Source organism: Psychrobacillus sp. NEAU-3TGS (assembly GCF_029955155.1).
Taxonomy (GTDB): Bacteria; Bacillota; Bacilli; order Bacillales_A; family Planococcaceae; genus Psychrobacillus.
In genome coordinates this window covers 32,081-51,988 of record NZ_JAPNOZ010000004.1, presented here as the reverse complement: position 1 = coordinate 51,988, position 19,908 = coordinate 32,081, and the positions used below count along the sequence as shown (strand labels likewise).

At 35.3% G+C, this 19,908-nt stretch carries 25 protein-coding genes and 1 pseudogene; 21 read left to right on the top strand and 5 right to left on the bottom strand.

What is annotated here, in order from left to right; translation table 11 throughout:
• Positions 1-66: 66 nt before the first annotated feature.
• The 4 genes from OR571_RS01145 to OR571_RS01130 all read left to right on the top strand — a co-directional run bounded on the left by OR571_RS01145 (position 67) and on the right by OR571_RS01130 (position 3,388).
• The gene (locus OR571_RS01145) at positions 67-1,260 is read left to right on the top strand and encodes a nucleoside transporter C-terminal domain-containing protein (protein ID WP_282241036.1); all 1,194 of its coding nucleotides are present in this window, start codon (positions 67-69) and stop codon (positions 1,258-1,260) included.
• Positions 1,261-1,415: 155 nt separating this feature from the next.
• Positions 1,416-1,619 (top strand): hypothetical protein, encoded by a 204-nt coding sequence (locus OR571_RS01140; protein WP_282241035.1) that lies wholly within the window; start codon positions 1,416-1,418, stop codon positions 1,617-1,619.
• Positions 1,620-1,732: 113 nt separating this feature from the next.
• Positions 1,733-2,521, top strand: a complete 789-nt coding sequence (locus OR571_RS01135; protein ID WP_282241034.1) for a GNAT family N-acetyltransferase — start codon at positions 1,733-1,735, stop codon at positions 2,519-2,521.
• 249 nt (positions 2,522-2,770) lie between these two features.
• The gene (locus OR571_RS01130; protein ID WP_282241033.1) at positions 2,771-3,388 is read left to right on the top strand and encodes a kinase; all 618 of its coding nucleotides are present in this window, start codon (positions 2,771-2,773) and stop codon (positions 3,386-3,388) included.
• A 188-nt stretch (positions 3,389-3,576) separates the two neighbouring features.
• On the opposite strand, the gene OR571_RS01125 is transcribed toward OR571_RS01130, so the two are convergent.
• A complete protein-coding gene (locus tag OR571_RS01125) occupies positions 3,577-4,128 on the bottom strand; it encodes a helix-turn-helix domain-containing protein (RefSeq protein WP_282241032.1) in 552 nt (183 codons plus the stop codon).
• 148 nt (positions 4,129-4,276) lie between these two features.
• Between OR571_RS01125 and OR571_RS01120 the strand changes: the two genes are divergently transcribed.
• From OR571_RS01120 to OR571_RS01040, 17 genes and pseudogenes are all read left to right on the top strand, one after another.
• Positions 4,277-4,516: a PLD nuclease N-terminal domain-containing protein gene (locus OR571_RS01120; protein ID WP_282241031.1), complete on the top strand. Its 240-nt coding sequence runs from the start codon at positions 4,277-4,279 to the stop codon at positions 4,514-4,516.
• Positions 4,513-5,421 carry an ABC transporter ATP-binding protein gene (locus OR571_RS01115; RefSeq protein WP_282241030.1) on the top strand — a complete coding sequence of 303 codons (909 nt, stop codon included), beginning with the start codon at positions 4,513-4,515 and terminating at the stop codon, positions 5,419-5,421. Before OR571_RS01120 ends, OR571_RS01115 begins: the two co-directional genes overlap by 4 nt.
• Complete coding sequence (locus OR571_RS01110) at positions 5,418-6,206, top strand: ABC transporter permease subunit (protein WP_282241029.1); 789 nt, start codon at positions 5,418-5,420, stop codon at positions 6,204-6,206. The genes OR571_RS01115 and OR571_RS01110 overlap by 4 nt, the downstream gene beginning before the upstream one ends.
• 23 nt (positions 6,207-6,229) lie before the next feature.
• Entirely contained in the window at positions 6,230-6,931 is a 702-nt protein-coding gene (locus OR571_RS01105; RefSeq protein WP_282241028.1) for an ABC transporter ATP-binding protein, read from the top strand.
• Positions 6,921-8,525 (top strand): hypothetical protein, encoded by a 1,605-nt coding sequence (locus OR571_RS01100; RefSeq protein ID WP_282241027.1) that lies wholly within the window; start codon positions 6,921-6,923, stop codon positions 8,523-8,525. The genes OR571_RS01105 and OR571_RS01100 overlap by 11 nt, the downstream gene beginning before the upstream one ends.
• Positions 8,526-8,528: 3 nt before the next feature.
• Positions 8,529-8,707, top strand: a pseudogene (locus OR571_RS01095) (cysteine hydrolase); the annotation flags it as partial.
• A 139-nt stretch (positions 8,708-8,846) separates the two neighbouring features.
• On the top strand, positions 8,847-9,665 hold the full coding sequence (locus OR571_RS01090) for an RNA polymerase sigma factor (RefSeq protein ID WP_282241026.1): 819 nt from the start codon (positions 8,847-8,849) through the stop codon (positions 9,663-9,665).
• A gap of 14 nt (positions 9,666-9,679) precedes the next feature.
• Positions 9,680-10,255, top strand: a complete 576-nt coding sequence (gene clpP, locus OR571_RS01085; protein WP_282241025.1) for an ATP-dependent Clp endopeptidase proteolytic subunit ClpP — start codon at positions 9,680-9,682, stop codon at positions 10,253-10,255.
• Positions 10,256-10,416: 161 nt separating this feature from the next.
• A complete protein-coding gene (locus OR571_RS01080) occupies positions 10,417-10,884 on the top strand; it encodes an N-acetyltransferase family protein (RefSeq protein ID WP_481900355.1) in 468 nt (155 codons plus the stop codon).
• 194 nt (positions 10,885-11,078) lie between these two features.
• Positions 11,079-12,116: an ATP synthase beta subunit C-terminal domain-containing protein gene (locus tag OR571_RS01075; protein WP_282241023.1), complete on the top strand. Its 1,038-nt coding sequence runs from the start codon at positions 11,079-11,081 to the stop codon at positions 12,114-12,116.
• A gap of 111 nt (positions 12,117-12,227) precedes the next feature.
• Positions 12,228-12,680 carry a DUF2243 domain-containing protein gene (locus tag OR571_RS01070; protein ID WP_282241022.1) on the top strand — a complete coding sequence of 151 codons (453 nt, stop codon included), beginning with the start codon at positions 12,228-12,230 and terminating at the stop codon, positions 12,678-12,680.
• 18 nt (positions 12,681-12,698) lie between these two features.
• On the top strand, positions 12,699-13,499 hold the full coding sequence (locus OR571_RS01065) for a cytochrome c oxidase assembly protein (RefSeq protein ID WP_282241021.1): 801 nt from the start codon (positions 12,699-12,701) through the stop codon (positions 13,497-13,499).
• A gap of 16 nt (positions 13,500-13,515) precedes the next feature.
• Entirely contained in the window at positions 13,516-13,689 is a 174-nt protein-coding gene (locus OR571_RS01060) for a hypothetical protein (protein ID WP_282241020.1), read from the top strand.
• Positions 13,690-13,705: 16 nt separating this feature from the next.
• A complete protein-coding gene (locus OR571_RS01055) occupies positions 13,706-14,218 on the top strand; it encodes a YndM family protein (protein ID WP_282241019.1) in 513 nt (170 codons plus the stop codon).
• A gap of 64 nt (positions 14,219-14,282) precedes the next feature.
• Positions 14,283-14,474: a hypothetical protein gene (locus tag OR571_RS01050; protein WP_142539244.1), complete on the top strand. Its 192-nt coding sequence runs from the start codon at positions 14,283-14,285 to the stop codon at positions 14,472-14,474.
• 114 nt (positions 14,475-14,588) lie between these two features.
• Complete coding sequence (locus OR571_RS01045; protein ID WP_282241018.1) at positions 14,589-16,031, top strand: magnesium transporter CorA family protein; 1,443 nt, start codon at positions 14,589-14,591, stop codon at positions 16,029-16,031.
• 91 nt (positions 16,032-16,122) lie between these two features.
• A complete protein-coding gene (locus OR571_RS01040; protein ID WP_282241017.1) occupies positions 16,123-17,013 on the top strand; it encodes a DMT family transporter in 891 nt (296 codons plus the stop codon).
• Positions 17,014-17,106: 93 nt separating this feature from the next.
• Here OR571_RS01040 and OR571_RS01035 read toward each other — a convergent pair whose 3' ends face one another.
• The 4 genes from OR571_RS01035 to OR571_RS01020 form a co-directional block, all read right to left on the bottom strand.
• Positions 17,107-17,985 (bottom strand): coiled-coil domain-containing protein, encoded by an 879-nt coding sequence (locus tag OR571_RS01035; protein ID WP_282241016.1) that lies wholly within the window; start codon positions 17,983-17,985, stop codon positions 17,107-17,109.
• 41 nt (positions 17,986-18,026) lie between these two features.
• On the bottom strand, positions 18,027-18,341 hold the full coding sequence (locus OR571_RS01030) for a hypothetical protein (RefSeq protein ID WP_282241015.1): 315 nt from the start codon (positions 18,339-18,341) through the stop codon (positions 18,027-18,029).
• A complete protein-coding gene (locus tag OR571_RS01025; protein WP_282241014.1) occupies positions 18,334-18,909 on the bottom strand; it encodes a hypothetical protein in 576 nt (191 codons plus the stop codon). Before OR571_RS01025 ends, OR571_RS01030 begins: the two co-directional genes overlap by 8 nt.
• A 93-nt stretch (positions 18,910-19,002) precedes the next feature.
• The gene (locus tag OR571_RS01020) at positions 19,003-19,704 is read right to left on the bottom strand and encodes a BMQ_0737 family morphogenetic spore coat protein (protein WP_282241013.1); all 702 of its coding nucleotides are present in this window, start codon (positions 19,702-19,704) and stop codon (positions 19,003-19,005) included.
• Between the last annotated feature and the right edge of the window lie 204 nt (positions 19,705-19,908).

Below are 19,908 nucleotides of genomic sequence, written 5' to 3'. Positions count from 1 at the left end.
CTTTTTTAGAAGCGATGAAAAGTAAGGGTTTTTTGTTGGTTTAAGACACAACTAGGAGTTGCTTGTATGTACTTTTTGCTAAACATTTTTGGCGTTTTTGTTGTGATGGGCATCGTTTTTTTATGTTCACCGAATAAGAAAGCAGTAAAATGGCCACCAATTGTTTCCCTTCTCCTTCTTGAATTGCTCATTACATGGTTTATGTTAGGTACTACAATAGGTAGTTGGGTAATTAATAAGATTGCTTCTTTTTTTACATGGTTAATTGAATGTGCGAGCGAAGGGATTGCATTTGTTTTTCCATCAGCTATGGCAAATGAAACTGTAGACTTTTTCTTCGGTGCATTGCTTCCGATTATTTTTATCGTTACTTTTTTCGATATTTTATCTTATTTTGGCATATTAACATGGATTATTGATAAAGGAGGTTGGGCTATATCAAAGGTGTCGCGTTTACCTAAGCTAGAAAGCTTTTTCTCCATTCAAATGATGTTCTTAGGCAATACAGAAGCATTGGCTGTTATCCGTGATCAGTTATCTGTTTTAAAGGACAACCGATTGCTTACCTTTGGAATTATGAGCATGAGCAGCATTAGTGGATCAATACTCGGAGCGTACTTATCAATGGTCCCAGCGGAATATGTATTCAGTGCTATCCCGCTAAATTGCTTAAATGCACTTATTTTAGTTAGTATTTTAAATCCAGTGCATGTGACAAAAGAAGAAGACATTATTTATGTGCCACCAAAATCGGAGAAAAAGGATTTCTTCTCCACGATTTCGAATAGTATGTTAGTAGGGATGAATATGGTCATCGTCATTTTAGCGATGGTTATTGGTTATGTAGCACTTACAGCTGGCCTTAATGGGATTTTGGGTGTTTTTGTAAATGGACTTACGATACAAAAAATCTTCTCTTTCATCTTTAGTCCGTTTGCATTTTTACTTGGCTTGCCTCTCCAGGATGCTATGTACGTAGCACAATTGATGGGCATTAAATTAGCTACGAACGAATTCGTAGCGATGATGGACTTAAAAAATAACTTAGATACACTTCCACCACATACTATCGCTGTTGCAACGACATTCTTAACGTCATTTGCGAATTTTAGTACAATTGGTATGATTTATGGAACATATAACTCTGTATTATCAGAAAAGAAGTCAGCGATTATCGGTAAAAACGTATGGAAGCTTATCGTAAGTGGTATGGCTGTCTCCTTGTTAAGTGCGATGATTGTTGGTTTATTTGTTTGGTAAAGGAACGACGTAAAGGCGACTCGAAAAATTACATTCGAGTCGCCTTTTTGCTGTTAAAGGAAATAATCAACTAATAGCGAATTTGTATTTAGAGTAGATGAAATGACTTTTTTTTAATCGTTTGTGAACGTATAGAAAAAATACATCCCCATGAGGTGAAGAAGCATAAATGTAGTAGAGGAGAAAGCCAACAAATAAATAATGTCATTCGTTTAGACGAATCATTGAAATATGATGGGCAACACGAACAAGCGCTCAACAAGTTTGATGAAGCAATTGAATTATGTACTAATAATACCAACTTTTTAGATTTTACCGTCCAGCAGCATAAAGAAAGTGCTTATTACAAGCAAGATTAGCAGTAGATTATTTTCGTAACGCCATGTAAATAAGAATTAATAAAAGGCGATCAATCACTAATTGACTCTACTCAAAAGACAATTGATTTTACATATTTAAAGGGGGAATTCGAATGGATTTATCCATCGTAGAGCAAGCAGAAATTCAAACTTTACAGTCAAGGCTCTCTGCAATACAAGCGATAGAGGGGAATCCGATGGGGGTGCATCAATTAGTTAAAGGACAAACAAGCGCTTTTGCTGCGAAAAATATACCAGGACCAGCATTTAATACAGTTAGAGGGTTAAACAAAAATGACATCCCATACTTAGAGGATATAATTGATTTTTATGAAATACATGCCATTAACTTCCGTTTTGAAATAACACCGATGAATAGTTCAGAGTCATTATTCAGAGCACTAACCAATAAAGGATATTATCATTCTGGTTTCCATGCATCCTTTATTGGAGATAGTATGGAGGAAAAAGGTGAGATCTATCAACCTGATATAGAGGTCTGCCATTTAAATCGAGAAGATTTCGATTTATTTGCTTCTATCTACGTGAATGGTTTTGGTCTTCCTTCCTTTATTCAAAATAGTATAAAGCAAAATAATGAAGTTCTATTTGACGTGCCAGGATGGAAATTTTATGTAGCGTATGTGAAGGGTATGCCCGCCGGGATTGCTGTCTTGTTTGTACAAGATGAAAGGGCAACACTGGCAGCAGCGGCAACGTTGCCAGAATATCGGGGGAGAGGTGTGCAATCGACGTTAATCCAAAAGCGAATTCAGGTTGCATTTGAAAAAGGAGCAAAATATATTACGAGTGAGGCTACTTTTGGAAGTGCTAGTCATCGGAATATGGAACGGGCTGGACTTAAATTAGCTTATACAAAAGCACTTTGGATTAAATTCTAACTGAAGAAGGAAAACCAGATGGAAACTACAACTGTTTTTAAGAAATATATTAGGGGTTATAGCATTTCCATTAACCGCTTGGAACTAATAATTAAATAAAGTAACTGCTCCGGGTGAAATCATACAAACGAAGCATTCTGAAGTACACGCCAATTATATCTGGCAAGACAGAACATATACAAAGTAGAGAATCCGGAAATCTAGATAGTATGCATAAAAATTGGTAATAGAAAGAGATGAATATTAGCTATGCACATTACAAATAAGATAATGGAAAGAATGAAACACTTAAAGGAACTGAATCGAACATACATTATTGGGATTGACGGATTAAGTGGAGCAGGTAAAACGACGATAACAGAAATCATTGCTGAAGAGCTTACTACTAAAGGTCAAAAGGTAGTAGTCATTCATATCGACGATTTAATTGAAGAGCGAGGGAACAGGTATAATACGGGTCATCCTGAATGGTATGAATATTACTCGCTTCAATGGGATGTGCATGGGATAAAAGAAAAACTTTTTGAAGCAGTACATGAAAGGTTAAATCATCTCCATTTAAAGTTTTACGATAAAGAGAACGATTTATGCTATATGAAAAGTATAAATATAGAACAATGTACTGTCATTTTACTAGAAGGAATCTTCCTTCAGCGAAAAGAATGGAGCGGCTTTTTTGATTATATAGTTTACCTGGATTGCCCAAAGAAAATTCGAAGTGAGAGAGTTTTACAAAGGGATGAGTACATAGGGAATATGAATAATCGATTGAAAAAATATGAGCGAAGGTATTGGAGAGGCGAGGATTATTATTTACAAGAAGTAAATCCTATCGAAAGTTCGGATATTGTTATAACTAGTTTTTGACTTCCTTTGCTTGAAAGAGGGATAAAGTTGAAAAAGACTAAAAAAGACTATCAGCAAATTTTGAATCAGCATATTCTGCTTACAACATTACCAACAGGCCAATAAGAACACCTTTTTAGATAATACTCTAAAAAGGTGTTCTTATTGGAAACAAATATAGTGAATGCTGATTGTTATTCCCTTCATCATCAACAATGTGAATTAGATTCTGGAATAATGGTCACTGCTATAGTACGGGTTGAAACATTAGATTCTTCATTTTTTTGCTCGTAATACTTGAGCATTAAATCGTTTAATTCAGTTTGGAAATTTTCAAATTGTTGATCATCCATTTTTAACTCCAATATCGAGAAAGTTGCATGATCCTCAGAACTGTTTTTTTGCTCTAAGTTCGAAAGGTAATTTTGATACTGGGTCATTAAGGATAACTGGTAGTAAGAAATATAACTCAGCTTCTTATCCTTATTTAAGTTTCTCCACTCTTCCGTATTAAGTCGTGCGGCATCTTCGTTAAGCGTGTAATATTTTTCGGTCACAGATCTTATTTTTTTTTCTTTTAATATTCGTATAACACCAGCATCCATTAATACTTGAATATGCCGGTATAATGTGGCTTGTGGAACGTCTTGGATGATTTCTACCATTTCAAGAGGGGTCAAGCCGTTTTCCTTGTTGCGCATGAGTGCCTGAGAAATCTTCATTCTTACAGGGTGCATTAACACTTCTGCTTTATTAACCAATTTTTTTGCACCTCCTTGAATTTCTTAGTGAGAATATTATCATTAATAATAATAATCATAGCATGTGTAAAAAAATAATTGCAAACGATTCATTATTATATTATCATTATCAATAATGATAACGAATACAAGTGAAGGAGAGGTTAGTATGCAATTGCATTATGGTTTAGAAGAATTAGGGGATTTAGACTGGATGGGTATAATGCCAATAATTCTACCGTTTTTGGCGGTCGGCTTCATTCTTATTCTAATTGCATGGATCGATTTGTTTCGGAATCGAAAGACAAGAAAAAACGTTCTTATGTGGGCACTCATTATTTTCTTTCTTAACACAATTGGACCGATATTATATTTTGCACTTGGAAGAAAGGATGAAGCTGAACGATGAAACTTGAAATAAGAAATGTAACGAAGCGATTTAAAGATAAAATGGCAGTTAACCAGTTTTCGATGGAACTTGAAACTGGGCAATGTGTTGGGCTAATTGGTCCAAATGGAGCAGGCAAGTCCACATTAATTAAAATCATTGCGGATATTCTAAATGCGGATGAAGGGGAGGTTGTTCTGGATGGAAAGAGGATTTCAAAAATGAAGCGAGAGATCGGGTATCTACCTCAATTTCCAAACTTTTTTCAGTGGATGACAGCACGTGAAAATCTGTTATTTATGGGACAACTATCGGGCATTTCGAAAAAAAGACTAATTGAAGATATTCCCACTATTTTGACGAAAGTAGGACTCACTGGTGAGCAAAATAGAAAAGTTCGTACGTTCTCTGGGGGGATGAAGCAAAGACTTGGTATCGCGCAGGCGTTGCTTCATAAACCAGCTTTAATCGTGATGGATGAACCAGTTTCCGCACTTGATCCTATCGGAAGAAGAGAGGTTTTAAATTTAATTCAGGAAATTAAAAAGGAAACAACGATTTTGTTATCTACTCATATCTTGAGTGATGCAGAAGAAATTTGCGAACGTTTCGTAATTATTAAAAATGGCACAAAAATTGAAGACACAACGATGACTGAATTGATAAGTCGCAACCATGAACCCGTTGTATATGTCAAAATAACACCAAAAGATCATTTTTGGACTCAATTGGTTAGTCAGCTGCCTTATGTAAAGAAAACAGAGATGATAGGGAGTAAAGTGAAAATTACAATGGATAACATCGATGTACATAAAAATCTGTTAATTCAACATGCACTGAATAATGACGTAGATATCGTTCATTTTGAAGTGAGTGGAAACGACACGCTAGAAGAAATATTTTTAAATTTGGTGGTGAGCGCATGAATCCTTTTTATATCTTGATGAATAAAGAATACTTTCAAATGATACGTGACTTTAAAATTATTTGGTTACCAATCGTTTTTATATTTTTGGGCATGACTCAGCCAGTGCTTACTTATTATTTGCCAACTATTTTAGGGGCACTCGGTGGGGGGCAAGGTATTACGATTGATCCAACAATGGTTCAGCAAGAAGGTGGTCAAGTGTTGGCAACGACGCTTGGCTCCCAATTTGATCAGCTAGGTATTTTGATTATCGTTATCTCTATGATGGGGATGATTCAGGCAGATAAAGCTAGTGGAATGCTTGCGTTTATTTTGACTAGACCTGTAACAGTCTGGTCCTACATTGCCGGAAAAGTCATATCGAATTTTTTGTTAGTGATAGTGAGTGTAACGTCTGGCTATTTTGTTTCTTACTTATATGTCAACTATCTATTTACAGATGTGCCGATTTCACATATGCTTTCAGCACTTCTAATTTACTTGATCTGGGTCCTTTTTATGATTTCTTTCACTCTAATGATTAGCACGATATTTAATGGACAAGGTGTTATAGCTTTAATAGGAATTGTGTTTCTAATAATTTGTAGAATGATAACGGGAATTCATCCAATAATTGATTTAATAAATCCGGCAGGAATGAGTCAGCATGCTATGTCCCTCTTATTTACTGGTTCTGTGGATTCTAGTATATATGTAAATTTATTCATTACATTTCTCTGGGTTTTGTTTACATTGCTAGTTTCGCATTTGTGGATTAGCCAGAAAAAATTCCAGCAAGATTAACCAAAATAGGAGGAGAGGAATCGTTGTTAACCATAAATAACTTGAAAAAACGATATGGTAGTAAAGAGGTTTTACAAGGTGTTGAACTACAAATTGAAAAAGGTGAAATACTAGGTTTCGTTGGATCAAACGGTGCAGGTAAGACTACAACCTTAAACAGCATTACAGGGATTTTAGAACCTGATGAGGGAATGGTCACTATTAATGGTATTTCTAAATTAAATCGACTTATCTATAAAAAGCAGTTCTTCTATATTCCCGATACGATTAATGTATTTAAAAACATTTCTGGATATGACTGGATTCACTTCGTCCTGAAACTATACGATAATAAGCAAACGGGAAAGCTGAATGAATTTGTTAGAAATTTTGACATGGATGAAACAATTCATAATCCGATGGGATCGTATTCTTATGGAATGATGCATAAGATGTCGCTGATTGCCGCTTTCACAATTAATCCACCCATCATTATTATGGATGAGCCGTTAAATGGTTTGGACCCTACTGCAGTATTAATGTTTAAACTACTTTTAAAGGCGTATGTAGAAGAAGGGGGTACTGTCTTTTTCTCTACGCATTTACTTGATATAGCTGAAAAAATTTGTAGTACTGTGGCGATTCTAAAAGATGGTAAGATTGTTTTACATGAAGATATTAATAATGTAATTGGTGAGCGCACACTGGAATCCTTCTTTATAGAGAAACAAGCCAATGAAGCATAAATTCCCACTTACAAAGTTCTTTATATCCTCTTTCTATTCCCGACCAAAACAAACAATGCTTCAGGTTGTTCTAATTATCGCCTTTATCTATCTCTACATACAATTGACAGCTGCGAATGTGGCAATTTACTTTTTAGGAGATATACAAGAATACATGTTATACAATTTGGTCATTTCGAACATTCTAGTTTTCTCTCTTAATTCATATCTGTCAATTTCAACTGTTTTTCACTATCACGAATTTGATATGATGGCATCGCTTCCGATTAAGCCTGAGCGAATTGTTGCGTCTAAAGTTTGTAGCAGCTTGATCGTTCCTATCTGCATATCGATTGTTACACAAATTCCAACTCTGCTATTCATCGTTATTTCAATGGAATTTGTTGAGGCAGTAAAGCTACTATTATTTCTACCGATCTCCAATTTGTTTACCACACTGCTCCTATTGTTTATTCTGTCGGTGATTAATCGTTTCCGCCATCGTTTTGTCAGTAATGTGGTGTACTTATTTAGCAATATTTTGGCAGTGTCTTTGGTAATGATAGCTTTTGCAGTATTTATCAAGCAAAATTTAAGAGAGGGTATGGGCCTCCTATTTTCAGAAATTGAACTTTCAAGTATTTCCGAATTGAAAGGGTCAATCTCTATTTTGTTGAACTTAATGTATGAAACGAATTTACATCTACCATTCATCGGAACTATGATACGCGAGTTTACATCTAGTAGTTTTTCTTGGATGTTTTTCTTCTTCATTGGTTTATTAATTATTATAAGCTCGCTCCTCTTTTTCTTGATAACAAAAAATATTGCTATTAATTACTTTATAAATGGTCATATCGAAATAAGTCAAACAAGTAGAAAAAAGTCTAGAATGTACAATATAAAAAGCGAATGGGGATACTATTTGCAACGAGAGTTATGGGTTATTCAGTCGGAAGCATATTTTAAGATGCAAATTGTTCTCGGACTCTTATTTCCACCTGTGATTTCATTCATTTTATTAATAACGATTCAAACAGGTTGGCTTTTATTAGATACAGAATCAGTGTATTTTGAGAAGTACTTTGCCTATACGCTTTTGTTATTGAGTTGTATGAATAATAATAGTGGCACCCCTTATTCAAGAGAAGGAAAATATTTTTACTTGAGTAACTATCTTCCGTTCAATGCAAGGACAATTTTTTTTTCAAAGGTGATCGTTGCTTCTGCTACTAGTATGATTGCAATCATTACAAGTTTTCTTGTGTATTCTTTGTTGGGATACATGAATATGGATTCCTTCATGATGATGTTGATTGTGCTATTCCTTGTTACTTGTTACAACTTGCTCGCTCCTATTTATGATAAGAAAAACCCTAGTACAGAATGGGGAAATCCATCCGAGGCTGTCAAATCCAATCCAAATGTGCTGGTTAGTCTTTGCTATGGGGTTCCAGTCATCATTTTGATAGTACTAATTCATTTTGTAATCCTTCTGTTAGGTATTTCATCTTTTTGGTCAACAGTATTGATATTGATGCTCTCGGTATTTTTTACTTTTGCTTTGATTCACTGGCTCTCAAAGACACTTTTTCAATCTAGGATTGCTAGCTAATGATGTGAAACAGAACATTGCATTGATACTGCCGTAAGAACTGCAATAGTATCTGTACGTCACATTAGTGGATGATGGACACTTAACAGATAGCCCCGTTTTAGTTGCTGAACAAATTATCAATCATCAACAAAGTATTGCATGGTCATTATAATGTTGATCATTTTTCCATTTTTCAATGATAAGAGCTGCGAAGGAGGACCAACACACGATATGAACCGGGAATAATAAAGAAAGTATAATTCTTTTTCCTTACCCGTACCTTTTCAATAAATTTTTTCGTTTATATAAGTGAAAGACAAATTTGGAGGAGGGGAAAACATGCGGCCGCTTGTTGAAAAAACTCCCATTGAAGTAACAGAAGAATTTGAGATGGCAATTATGCCTTATATGCACGATTTGAAGAAGTATTGCTTTTCCCTAACGAGAACTAAGTGGGACGGGGAAGATTTAATGCAGGAGACCTTAGCGAAGGCATTTGAAAGCTGGATGAAAACTCCAAAGCAAATAGCTAAGGCATATTTGTTCCGCATTGCTTCTAATACATGGATTGATAAACACCGTAAACGAAAAATAGAGGAAGACATGGGTCAAGATTTATCTCAATTTGCACAAGAAAATGGACCTAAAATGGAGTCAGTTTTTCCGGCGATTATGGTATTGTTAAACGAATTGTCGGCTAAACAAAGAGCGGTAGTTTTATTCGTATTAGGATTCGATTACACGATTAAAGAAACTGCAAGCTTGCTTTCTAATAGTGAAGGATCTATAAAAGCAACCCTCCATCGTGCGCGAAAAAAGTTAAAACAAGTGAATATACATGACTATTCCTACGAGTTGGATGAAGATAACTTATGGCCATATGTAACTGCTTTAAGTAATCAAAATTCAAATGCTGTCCTACGGCTATATCAAAAAGAAATACAAGAACCATCTATGTATGCTAGAAGCGATCAGTACAGTATCCATTCATCCCCAATCGCTCATACTTTTGTGAGTGGCAGTACTCCTTATGTGCTTATCTCAATTCCAAAGAAAAATGGGGGAATCCTTTTCGTTCCATTTTATCAATTAGAGTTATCTGCATTATTATCGCAAATAGCTTGGTTGAAGCAAAAGGAATTTTCGACTGTAGCATAGAAAGGGGATTTTGAATGTCTAATCTTATTCCGTATGTTGTAGAGCAAACAAGTCGCGGGGAGCGTTCTTATGATATTTATTCGCGATTATTAAAAGATCGGATTATTTTTTTAGGGTCAGAAATAAATGATGTAGTTGCCAATAATATTGTAGCGCAACTGCTGTTTTTAGAGGCAGAGGATCCGGAAAAAGATATTTCTTTATATATTAACAGCCCTGGTGGTTCAGTAAGTGCTGGATTTGCAATTTATGATACAATGCAAATCATTAAGCCGGATGTACGCACGATTTGCACTGGATTAGCAGCATCTTTTGGAGCTACGATACTTGTAGCAGGTACAAAAGGAAAACGTTTTGCCTTGCCGAATAGTGAAATTATGATACATCAGCCACTTGGAGGCGCACAAGGGCAAGCTAGTGATATTGAAATTAGCGCTAGGCGAATTCTCTTGATGAAGGAAAGGATTAATCGTATTTTTTCAGATAGAACAGGACAGACAATCGAGAAAATTGCAACTGATTCTGACCGGGATTATTTTATGACAGCAGAAGAAGCAATGAATTACGGGATAATTGATCAAATTATTTAAAGAGAACTCCTCATCTTATTGGATGAGGAGTTTGTTTATTATAAAAGGAACAAAGGAATGTTATGTCGAATAAATTTAAATAGAAGGAAATGTATTAATTTGAGGTGATTACGGTGGGGAATGAAGTGACAATAGAGCAATTAATATCTACAGAAGATCATATGGAAGAATTATCGGAGCTTCTCATTCAAGTAGTTGAAGATGGAGCGTCGATTGGCTTTTTACCACCGGTAGCTTTAGCAGATGCGACGAACTATTGGGAAGAAGTATTAAATCCAGAAGTAATACTATTTGTAGCAAAAAGAAATAATCGAATCGTTGGAAGTGTTCAGTTGCATCGATGTGCAAAACAAAATGGTGTACATAGAGCGGAGATTGCTAAACTAATGACTCATCCTAATTATCGACGAAATGGAATAGCTCGCTTATTGATGAAAAGTGCAGAAGAGAGGGCAATGAGAGAGGAAAGATCGTTATTAATACTAGATACAAGAGAGGGAGATCCTTCTAATAATCTCTATGCTTCATTAGGTTATATTGAGGTTGGAAAGATACCTAACTATGTGAAATCGGTATCTGGCGAATTTCAAGCCACCATTTATTATTATAAAATACTACTTGAAGAATAAGGGGTTTTGGGGATAAAGACATACAATTTAGTGCTAATAATATCAAGAGCAACAGGTTCATCTTCCATTTGATTGGAGATGAACCTGTTGCTTTTTTAAATCATTTTAGCGTAAAAAAAATTACTTTTAAAAGAAAAGATATTGCTTCTTAAAGTAAAATAATTTACTATTAAAAGTAACAAGGAGGGGAGAAAATGGATGAAATTCGGTTAAACGTAGCTTTATTAAGAAGAAAAGTACCTAATTTAACGACTGCTGCAAAATCGATTGGGATTCGACCTGCAACAGTATCCAATCTGTGTACAGGAAAAATTGATTTAGGTAAAGCAGAGGTAAAGACTCTTGTAGGTCTCGCGACGCTCGCTAACTGTACGGTGGATGAATTAATCATACGGGGGGAGAAATTAAAGATGATTGAAACGCAAATTAAAGCATTGGACTTCTTTGCACCACTAGTAAAAGGTGGAACAACAGGATTAGTGGCTCGACCAGGAATGGGGCAACTTGTCATTCTTGCTGAGTTGATGCATCGTTTTAAAGAAAGTGATTACACCACCGTTTTTTTATTGCCGACTACTGAGCATAGAGAGTTAGAAGGTACAACAGAGTTAGCGGACTTTGTTGCGATCTCCGTTGATGAAGCATTTGCTAAATTAGCAGAGCTTTCGGGGAATATTATATTTATTTCGGATAAGAGTTATATAGTATCTGGAGAGCTTTTAGATTTGCAAGAAAAATTGGTGACAGAAAGTATTCATAACATCACAACCATTTTATTAGACCTTTCTGGTGAAGTGGTAGATGAAGATATGCCTTATGGTCCTTTGGAAACTGTTTGGCAATTGGATGCGGATCTTGCAACGCGTCATCTTTATCCAGCTATCCATCCTATCTATTCCACATCTTCTATTATTGAAGGTGTCGATTTAGATGAACGTCATTTTAATTTAAGGCAACGTGCGCAAAAGCTTCTACGTCGTTATCGTGAATTGCGCTCTATTGTAGTTGTACATGGGATTAATAAAATTCCAGATACTGAACTAGAGACGTATGAAAAAGGAGAGCGTTTAGAAGCCTATTTCTCACAACCATTCTTTGTGGCGGAAGCATTCACCGGTCAAGCAGGAAAAGCAGTGTCCATGTCCCAAACACTTGCCGATGTTGAATCTATTTTAGAAGGAAAAATGGACCATATGTCTGTTAAAGAACTAACATACAAAGGAAGTCTATAATAAGTAAAAGTGAGGGAAATACATTTTCTCTCACTTTTTTCTTTTAAAACGGAGTTTAAGTTTAAATCACTAGGGGAAACTACAAGAAAATTCATTATTAAAGAGGTGCCTATGACTGACAAGAGGAATAATCAATTGATCTATGCAAAACAAAATATGTGGACAGGTATTTTATTTGGTTTTGGATTAATAGCTTTTATCGATGAAGTTGTATTTCATCAGTTACTGCATTGGCACCATTTTTATGATAAATCTACAAAGGATATTGGACTGGTTTCGGATGGTCTATTCCATGCTTTTAGCTTTTTTGCGACAATTGGGTCGTCGTTTTTGTTGGCGGACCTTCACCGGCGGCATGCATTTTGGCTAAAGAGATGGATTGGAGGCATATTGTTGGGGGCCGGAGTATTTCAACTTTATGATGGTATTATCCAGCATAAACTAATGGGGCTCCATCAAATCCGCTATAATGTCAACATTGTTCCATATGATTTAATATGGAATATTTCAGCTGTTATTATGATTGTTATAGGTCTTGTTTTACTGAATCGAACACGACGTTGATTGGAGGGAGTTGGACATATGCATACCCATAATCATTCTAATGAAATCAGTGATCTTGTCCAAATCCTATTGGTATCACCTTTTGTTTTAGGTTTAATAGGTTATTTACTGTCGGTAAGTATTTCTAATAGAAAGAAAAAACAGTGGCCTTTTTATCGTGTAGTTTTATGGATAATTGGTGTGGTTTGTGCATCTTTATCGGTCATTGGACCAATAGCAGATCGTTCTCATGAAGATTTTTCTGCACATATGGTTGGTCATTTGTTGCTTGGCATGCTTGCTCCACTTTTCATGGCATTAGGTGCTCCTATGACACTTCTCTTACGAACCCTACCTGTTCAATCGGCGAGACGGCTTTCATATATTTTACGTAGTGGACCAATTAATATCCTTCATAATCCTATTTTTACTTCAATTATAAACGTCGGAGCTTTATGGTTACTTTACACAACTGAACTATTCCCAATGATGCATGAAAATGTCGTACTTTATGCATTCATCCACATTCACATTTTCTTGGCAGGTTATCTTTTCACTATATCCATTATTTATATTGATCCCACTCCTCAACGAAAATCCTTTATTTATCGTTCTGTAGTACTATTAATTGCTTTAGCGGCACATTCCATATTGTCCAAGTATCTTTATGCACATCCACCTGATGGTATATCCTCGGTACAGGCTGAATTGGGTGGGATGATTATGTATTATGGTGGGGATGCTATAGAGGTAGGATTAGTTTGTATCCTCTGTTATCAGTGGTATAGAAGCACTCGTTCTAAGGTGAAATCAGCTAATCTACAACTACAGAAAAATTAGAAAGGACATGTTTTAAATGGAAAAGAAGCAGGCAAAGTTTACGGTTGTTGGGACGGACATTGAAGAAGTAAAAAGACTCAATGCAAATTCGGGTATGAGTTATAACGAGCTAAATGAATGGTTTGCTAGAAAAATGAATAGTGAAAATGGGGAAAATATGAACGGTACTTCAATTAGTAACAATAAGTAGATAATCGAAGAAAGGTGTGGCGAGTAAATTGCATATTAAAGCATTTTTAATGAAGTTTGTAGTAACTACTGCGGTTTTATGGGTTATTTTAGGAGTGTTCTTTAATGTTAGCTTTACGGATATATTACTTACAAGCATAGTATTAACCGTTGTAGGCTTTTTAGGTGATTTGTTTGTCTTGCCGCGAATTGGTAATGTGCTTGCAGCGATAACTGATTTCGTTCTTGCAATGGTCGTAGTATGGGTCCTTGGCTCCAGCATATTTGACGAAAGAATTGCTTTGGGAACGGCTTCGTTTATATCTGCCCTTGTTCTGATGGTTGGAGAATTATTTTTACATCGATATATGGAAAGCCATATTTTTGAACCCCAAATTACGAATCCCGAGGAAAAAACAGGTTATTACCAACGAACAAATCTGCAAACCGAGTTTGCTGAAGAAGTGGATGTAGATGAAATATCCAGAGAAACTAAAGAAAAAGAAGTAAAACCCTCTGTAAAAAAAGAGAAAAATGGTAAAAGAAAATAGTTAAATAAAAAGTATATTTCTTTCTAAAAGGACCAATCTAATATGGTCAAGGAGGTGAGCAGTAGTGGCAAACAACAACAACCGCAATAACAATAATAACAAACAAAACAACAATCAAAATAATGGTCTTGAGTTCGGAGAGGATTTCAACTTCGACAATTTAGACAACCAAAAGCGCAACGAAAAAAATAAAAACAACCAAAATAATCGCAATAGCAATCGTAATAACCAAAACAATCAAAACAACATCAAATAATTTAAAGTTCGGTCCTTCCTAAGAATAATAATAGGAAGGACTGTATTTTTGTTTGAAGCTTGAGCCTTAGTGGTATAAAGAACTAACATTTATGTTGTGGAGGTCATCTATAAAATGGAAAGTATTCAACATTTGGAAATAACAGATGCTTTCATGAATTATTTATTTCCCTTTTCATTTCGTGAAAAGGAAAGAGAAAAAATAATGGAACAGTTGAAGAAACACAATTTTAAGCTATTCGATTTAGATAACTATGAGCTACAAGACCTATATTATGGGAAAGGTATTCAAATAAACCATCAAGAATTAGATCAATTCTTTTTACCTTTTATTGAAGACAAACTATTTCCACAGTCAGTAAACGAAAGAGGTTTTCTGCGATACTCGAAAGAAATAAAAGAATCATTTGCTTTAAAAGGAAATAATAACGAATTCAAGTTTACTGTAAATAGTTTGGATATAATACTATGTCCTTTTGGCATTGGAATTATTACGATTCGAACAGAAATGATAAAAGAGCTTGAAAGCTTAACAAACGTGTTGGACTTTATGAGCCATTTTCGTGTTTTAGAGCCTAAACTGGAAGAAGAAAGAGGAACAAAAATTTATTTGCATAATAAAACATTCACAACAACGAGTGAACTTATTTTCGATTATCTATGTCCTTTTTTAAAATCGTTTATAGTGAAAAACAAAAAAATGGCAGGGTATTATGGAAGCTTACCGTTTTTCGAGGATGAGCGTATGCTTTCACAAGCCTTTTTAATAGCTGCTGGAGACCAACTTATTACGAACGATCAATTATTCCGAATGGGTCAATTGGATGGCAGGGATCCTGAAGGAAATGAGTTTATATCTAGCACTAATCCAGAATATATTAACCGTTATGTAGAGGAGCGGATACATGATAGATGGGCACCGAATACATATACGATTACTTCTTTACATACTCAAACGACTATTTCAGTAAAAAGTAAAGAATCATTAAAGAAAGAGATAGCACAGTTTATGAGCATTCATTATTATAATTTATTGCTTCATTTTTATTATAAAATTATGTTATTGAGATTGTCTTTTGAACATAGTGAGGTAAGCTGGGAAAAAGACAAACAATATGTAGAAGAGTTAATTGAGCTTATTTCTAAATTTGATTCGCATTATTACTTTGAAGAAATATCAGTCCGTTCAGAAGGAAAAGAACTTACAAACATGCTGCGTGAAGCTTTTTATTTAAAGCCTCTTTTTGTAGAAGTAAAGAGAACTGTGGATGATTTATATCGTGCACAAGAAAAGCAAGCGGATAAACGGCAAAATATGCTATTGTTTATCTTAACAGTATACACGGTTGTTTCCGGGATTTATGGGATGAATTTAGTAATAGAGGATTGGAAAGAAGACTTTAATTGGTCTAGCGTGTTCACCTATACCTTCTTTGAGTGGATTACCCTCGTTACTGCGCTGTCAGGGATAGCATTATCAACAACTTTGCTTGTCTCGACAAGTGGAAAAGGTATTAGGGATAAATATAGAAAATGGAAGCGGGAACATTTTAAGTAATTTCTATTTCCTATTCCAGCCCGTATACAGTATATTTATATGTGTGCAAAACTTATATAAATAACGAACTTTAAAAGAACGGGGTAAAGAATTGAAAGAAGGAAAAACATCCAAGTCCATTGTGCTACCATTAATCATTTCTATTGTGGCAATATCGTTTGCTGCAATTTTTGTGAAATGGTCTACTGCACCGGCAACTATTTTAAGTATGTATCGAATGATCTTGGCATGCTTGTTATTAGTTCCAGTTGTTTGGTTTAAAAGACAAGAGTTTCAAAAGATAGCAAAAAAAGAATGGTTATTATTATTTTTTGCTGGTTTATTTTTAGCGCTTCATTTCGCGCTTTGGTTTGGGTCATTGAAGTTAACAACGGTTGCAAGTTCAACAATTATCCTGGCCTTGCAACCAATCGTCGCATTAATAGGTGGAGCATTTTTATATAAAGAAAGAACGACCTCCGCAGCTTTAATGACAATGGGTATTGCTGTTGTAGGAGCAGTAATGGTCGGTTGGGGCGATTTCGGTTTAAGTAAAAGCGCAATTATAGGGGACATTCTTTCCTTTTTAAGTGTTATCGCGGTTGTTGGATACTTGTTAATCGGACAAAATGCAGTAAAAAAAGTGTCTCACTGGATTTATAGTTTTTGTGTTTTTGGGTTCGCGGCAATTGCATTGGTTGTCTATAACTTCGCAACAAGTGTAGCGATGGGAGGATATGACGCAAAAGAATGGGGAATTTTTGTTTTACTTGCAATCGTGCCAACGATTTCCCATGTCATTAATAACTGGTTGTTAAACTATGTAAATGCCACCACTATTTCGATGAGTATCTTAGGAGAGCCAGTAGGTGCAACAATACTTGCAGCAATTTTTTTAGGCGAACGCCTTGTAGGCTGGCAAATTGTAGGTGGATTGCTTGTCTTACTAGGAGTTTTCCTGTTTTTATCACAACAAATGAATCGTTACAAGAAAGTAAAATAATTTGTCATAGGTAAGGGGGAAAAGGACTGATCTCAATGGCCATTAATAATGGCTTTTAAGATCAGTCCTCTTTTAGTCCAATGTTTTTGAATATTAGAGTCGAGGGTTTGTTCTGGTGTCGATTTCTGTAGCAAGCTGGTTTAATTTATATTCTAAATCATTAATAATGATCAACTTGGCATCTAATTTTTCTTCGTAGTCTAGTGATTTTCCTATTACTTCTTTTATTTGATGCTCTAATTGTACAAATGATTCAGGAGCTTTAGCAGGCAGAGAGTGTTCCTCTGTAACTGCTTGAAAATCTTGCTTTTGGTTCAGCTTTTTTACATTCAATAGTTCCTGTTGGAGGTTTTCGATAGTCACATTTTTCTTTTCTATTTCATTCAATAATTGCTGTTTGTCTTGTTGGGACTGTGTATAGTCATAGAAGGAGGTATCTAATTTTTCAATTTTGGAAGATACTTGTTTGTTTGCTTCTTCCACGAGATGAACAAGCGTATATTCTAGCTGTTCCATGGTCGGTTTATATTCTGCTATTTTTTGATGAAGAGAAGAGACTTGCTTGTCATATTTTTGTGCCCTATATTTATCGGTAGTGAAACCATCTTTTAGCACTTTAATAACCTCGGTCAACTGTTTATTCATTTGTCTTAAATCAGTGGCTGTTTTCTCCAGGTGGTTAATAGTGGTCATCGCTGTTTTTCTTTGCATGTCATATAAATATATTCGTTCTTTATGATCCAGACTCTGCTTTTCCATTTCTTCCTGTAATTTATACAATTCATTAGATAAGTCATTTTTATCGTTTGATAATTGGAAGATTTCTTGCTCCAGTTTTTCTATTAACACATAATTAGGTGTCTCATCATATTTTTTTAGTCGTTCGGTCGATTTAGCTAGTTCTGCTTTTAAGTAAATAATCGTTTGTTGAAGTTGTTTGGTATCGTTACTTTGGATGTCTTCACTGTTCATACCATTACCTCCCATCACAAATGTTCGATAAGAAAGCAAAATTATAACTTTTCTTTTAATATAGTGATGACTTCTTCAAATTGCTGTTGGTTATCTACAATAATATGGTCAAGTTCCTCGAGAATTTTTACTTGAGAAAACCTACTGTTATCGTCCACCACTTCTACATCCTTTCGGTTAGAGTGGTTCATCACCATATAAGTAAGGAGCATATTTAATGTATTGTTTTCTAAAAAGAGAAAACTATTGTTGCTTCTATTTTTTTCTTCTTTTAGCTCGTCCAGTTGGTCCTTCATCAATCGTCGCATCAGATTTTTTAATAATATTTCCTGTTCATTTCCAGTTAGGTCACTCATTTTCATCCCCCTGTTTAATAATAGTTCCATTCAAACTTATGGGATTAATTGCAGCTATACCATCTGTTAGTTGGTCGCTATATGCAAACCCCATCACACTGCCTCCATAAGATTTTTCAGCTGACCATGTAATCTGGAAATTGGAGAACGAAAGGACTTCATTTGGCTCGATGGATGATTTACCTAAAGGTTTCAGCCAAAACTCCTCTTTATTTGTTTTTTCATTTATGCGTTGCCATCCTCCTGGACCCTTTAATGACTGCTTAAAATCTTCATAAACGTACTTCCCTGAGAATGAAAAAGGGGATTCTTTTGAAATTTTGATACATAAATAAGGATTTGTTATCGGTTTATTCCCTATATTCATCACATGGTAAGACCCAAGGCATAGGCTTTCCTCTGAAGGAGTATGTGATATATCCAATGAATAAGTAAAATAGCTTATGATATTCGGTTTGCTAGGGCTATCAAGCTCACCTACTAATTTTTTTATCTCATCTAAGTATGTTCTCGTTTGATGTTGTAGCTTTTTCATTTTTACTACTACATCACTCGTATCGTAATTCAATGCTTCGCACCCCTTTATCCCAAAAAAATGAAGAGAGAAATATCCTCTCTTCATAATATGTTTGGTTCGTATCCATTATCACCATCGTCCACATTAAGGAAAAATAACAGGGCATTGTAAAGGACGAATAGGTGCAGGGCATTCAGTTGCTAATTCTTCTCTTGGTTCACAGAACTCAGCCAAGAATTCAACAGTTACAGGGAATGTAGATTGGATGCTTTGGCAAGTTACGATGGAGAGAGTTAACCCCGCGATATTGATTGAACCAGCAGGAATAGTTGGTGTAGCTGCAGTTCCTACTGTGAGTACTCCAGGTGTACAAATGAAGCAGTCTAGATCTGTGTACGTAATTTCAACATCCGTTCCTTCAGGAGCACACATAGTTACTACTTCACAACGAGAAATTAGAAGACTTGCATTGGTACCTCCAACAACTGAAGGTGCACTAGTCAACACCGTTCCGTCTGCTAAAGTGATACAAAGTCTGATCACAAAGTTCTTACGAATATTAAGTTGTTGTAGCGTAACCGGTGTTCCATCAATAACAAATGGACGATCCTCACGATCTACGATAATTACAGGGTTTACCGGATCGGGAGTCACTTCACATGTAACTACCGCACCAGTAAGGGTTGTTGGAGCAGTTCCTGTAGGTACTCCAGCTGTTGGTGTAAATACGATATTTCCTGTTGGCAATACAAAATCAAACGATCTTTCTTTTACAATCCAGTCATAGACCTTATCGACATTTATACATATAAGTTCTTGACCACCACTTAAATTTTTTGCTTGCATATTTGCGAAAACCTCCATTATTTTTTTGCTTACACAAGTATCATATGGAGTTAGTGCTCAAGCGTATAGGTAAAGTGCTTATTAGAGCATTAATAAAATTGACTGTTTAAATGATTATTTGGTAAATGTATTTACATCTGAATCTTGGTGATTTACTTCTATACACTTCTTACTATGGAAGCAAAGTTTCAGGGAAGTATTAGG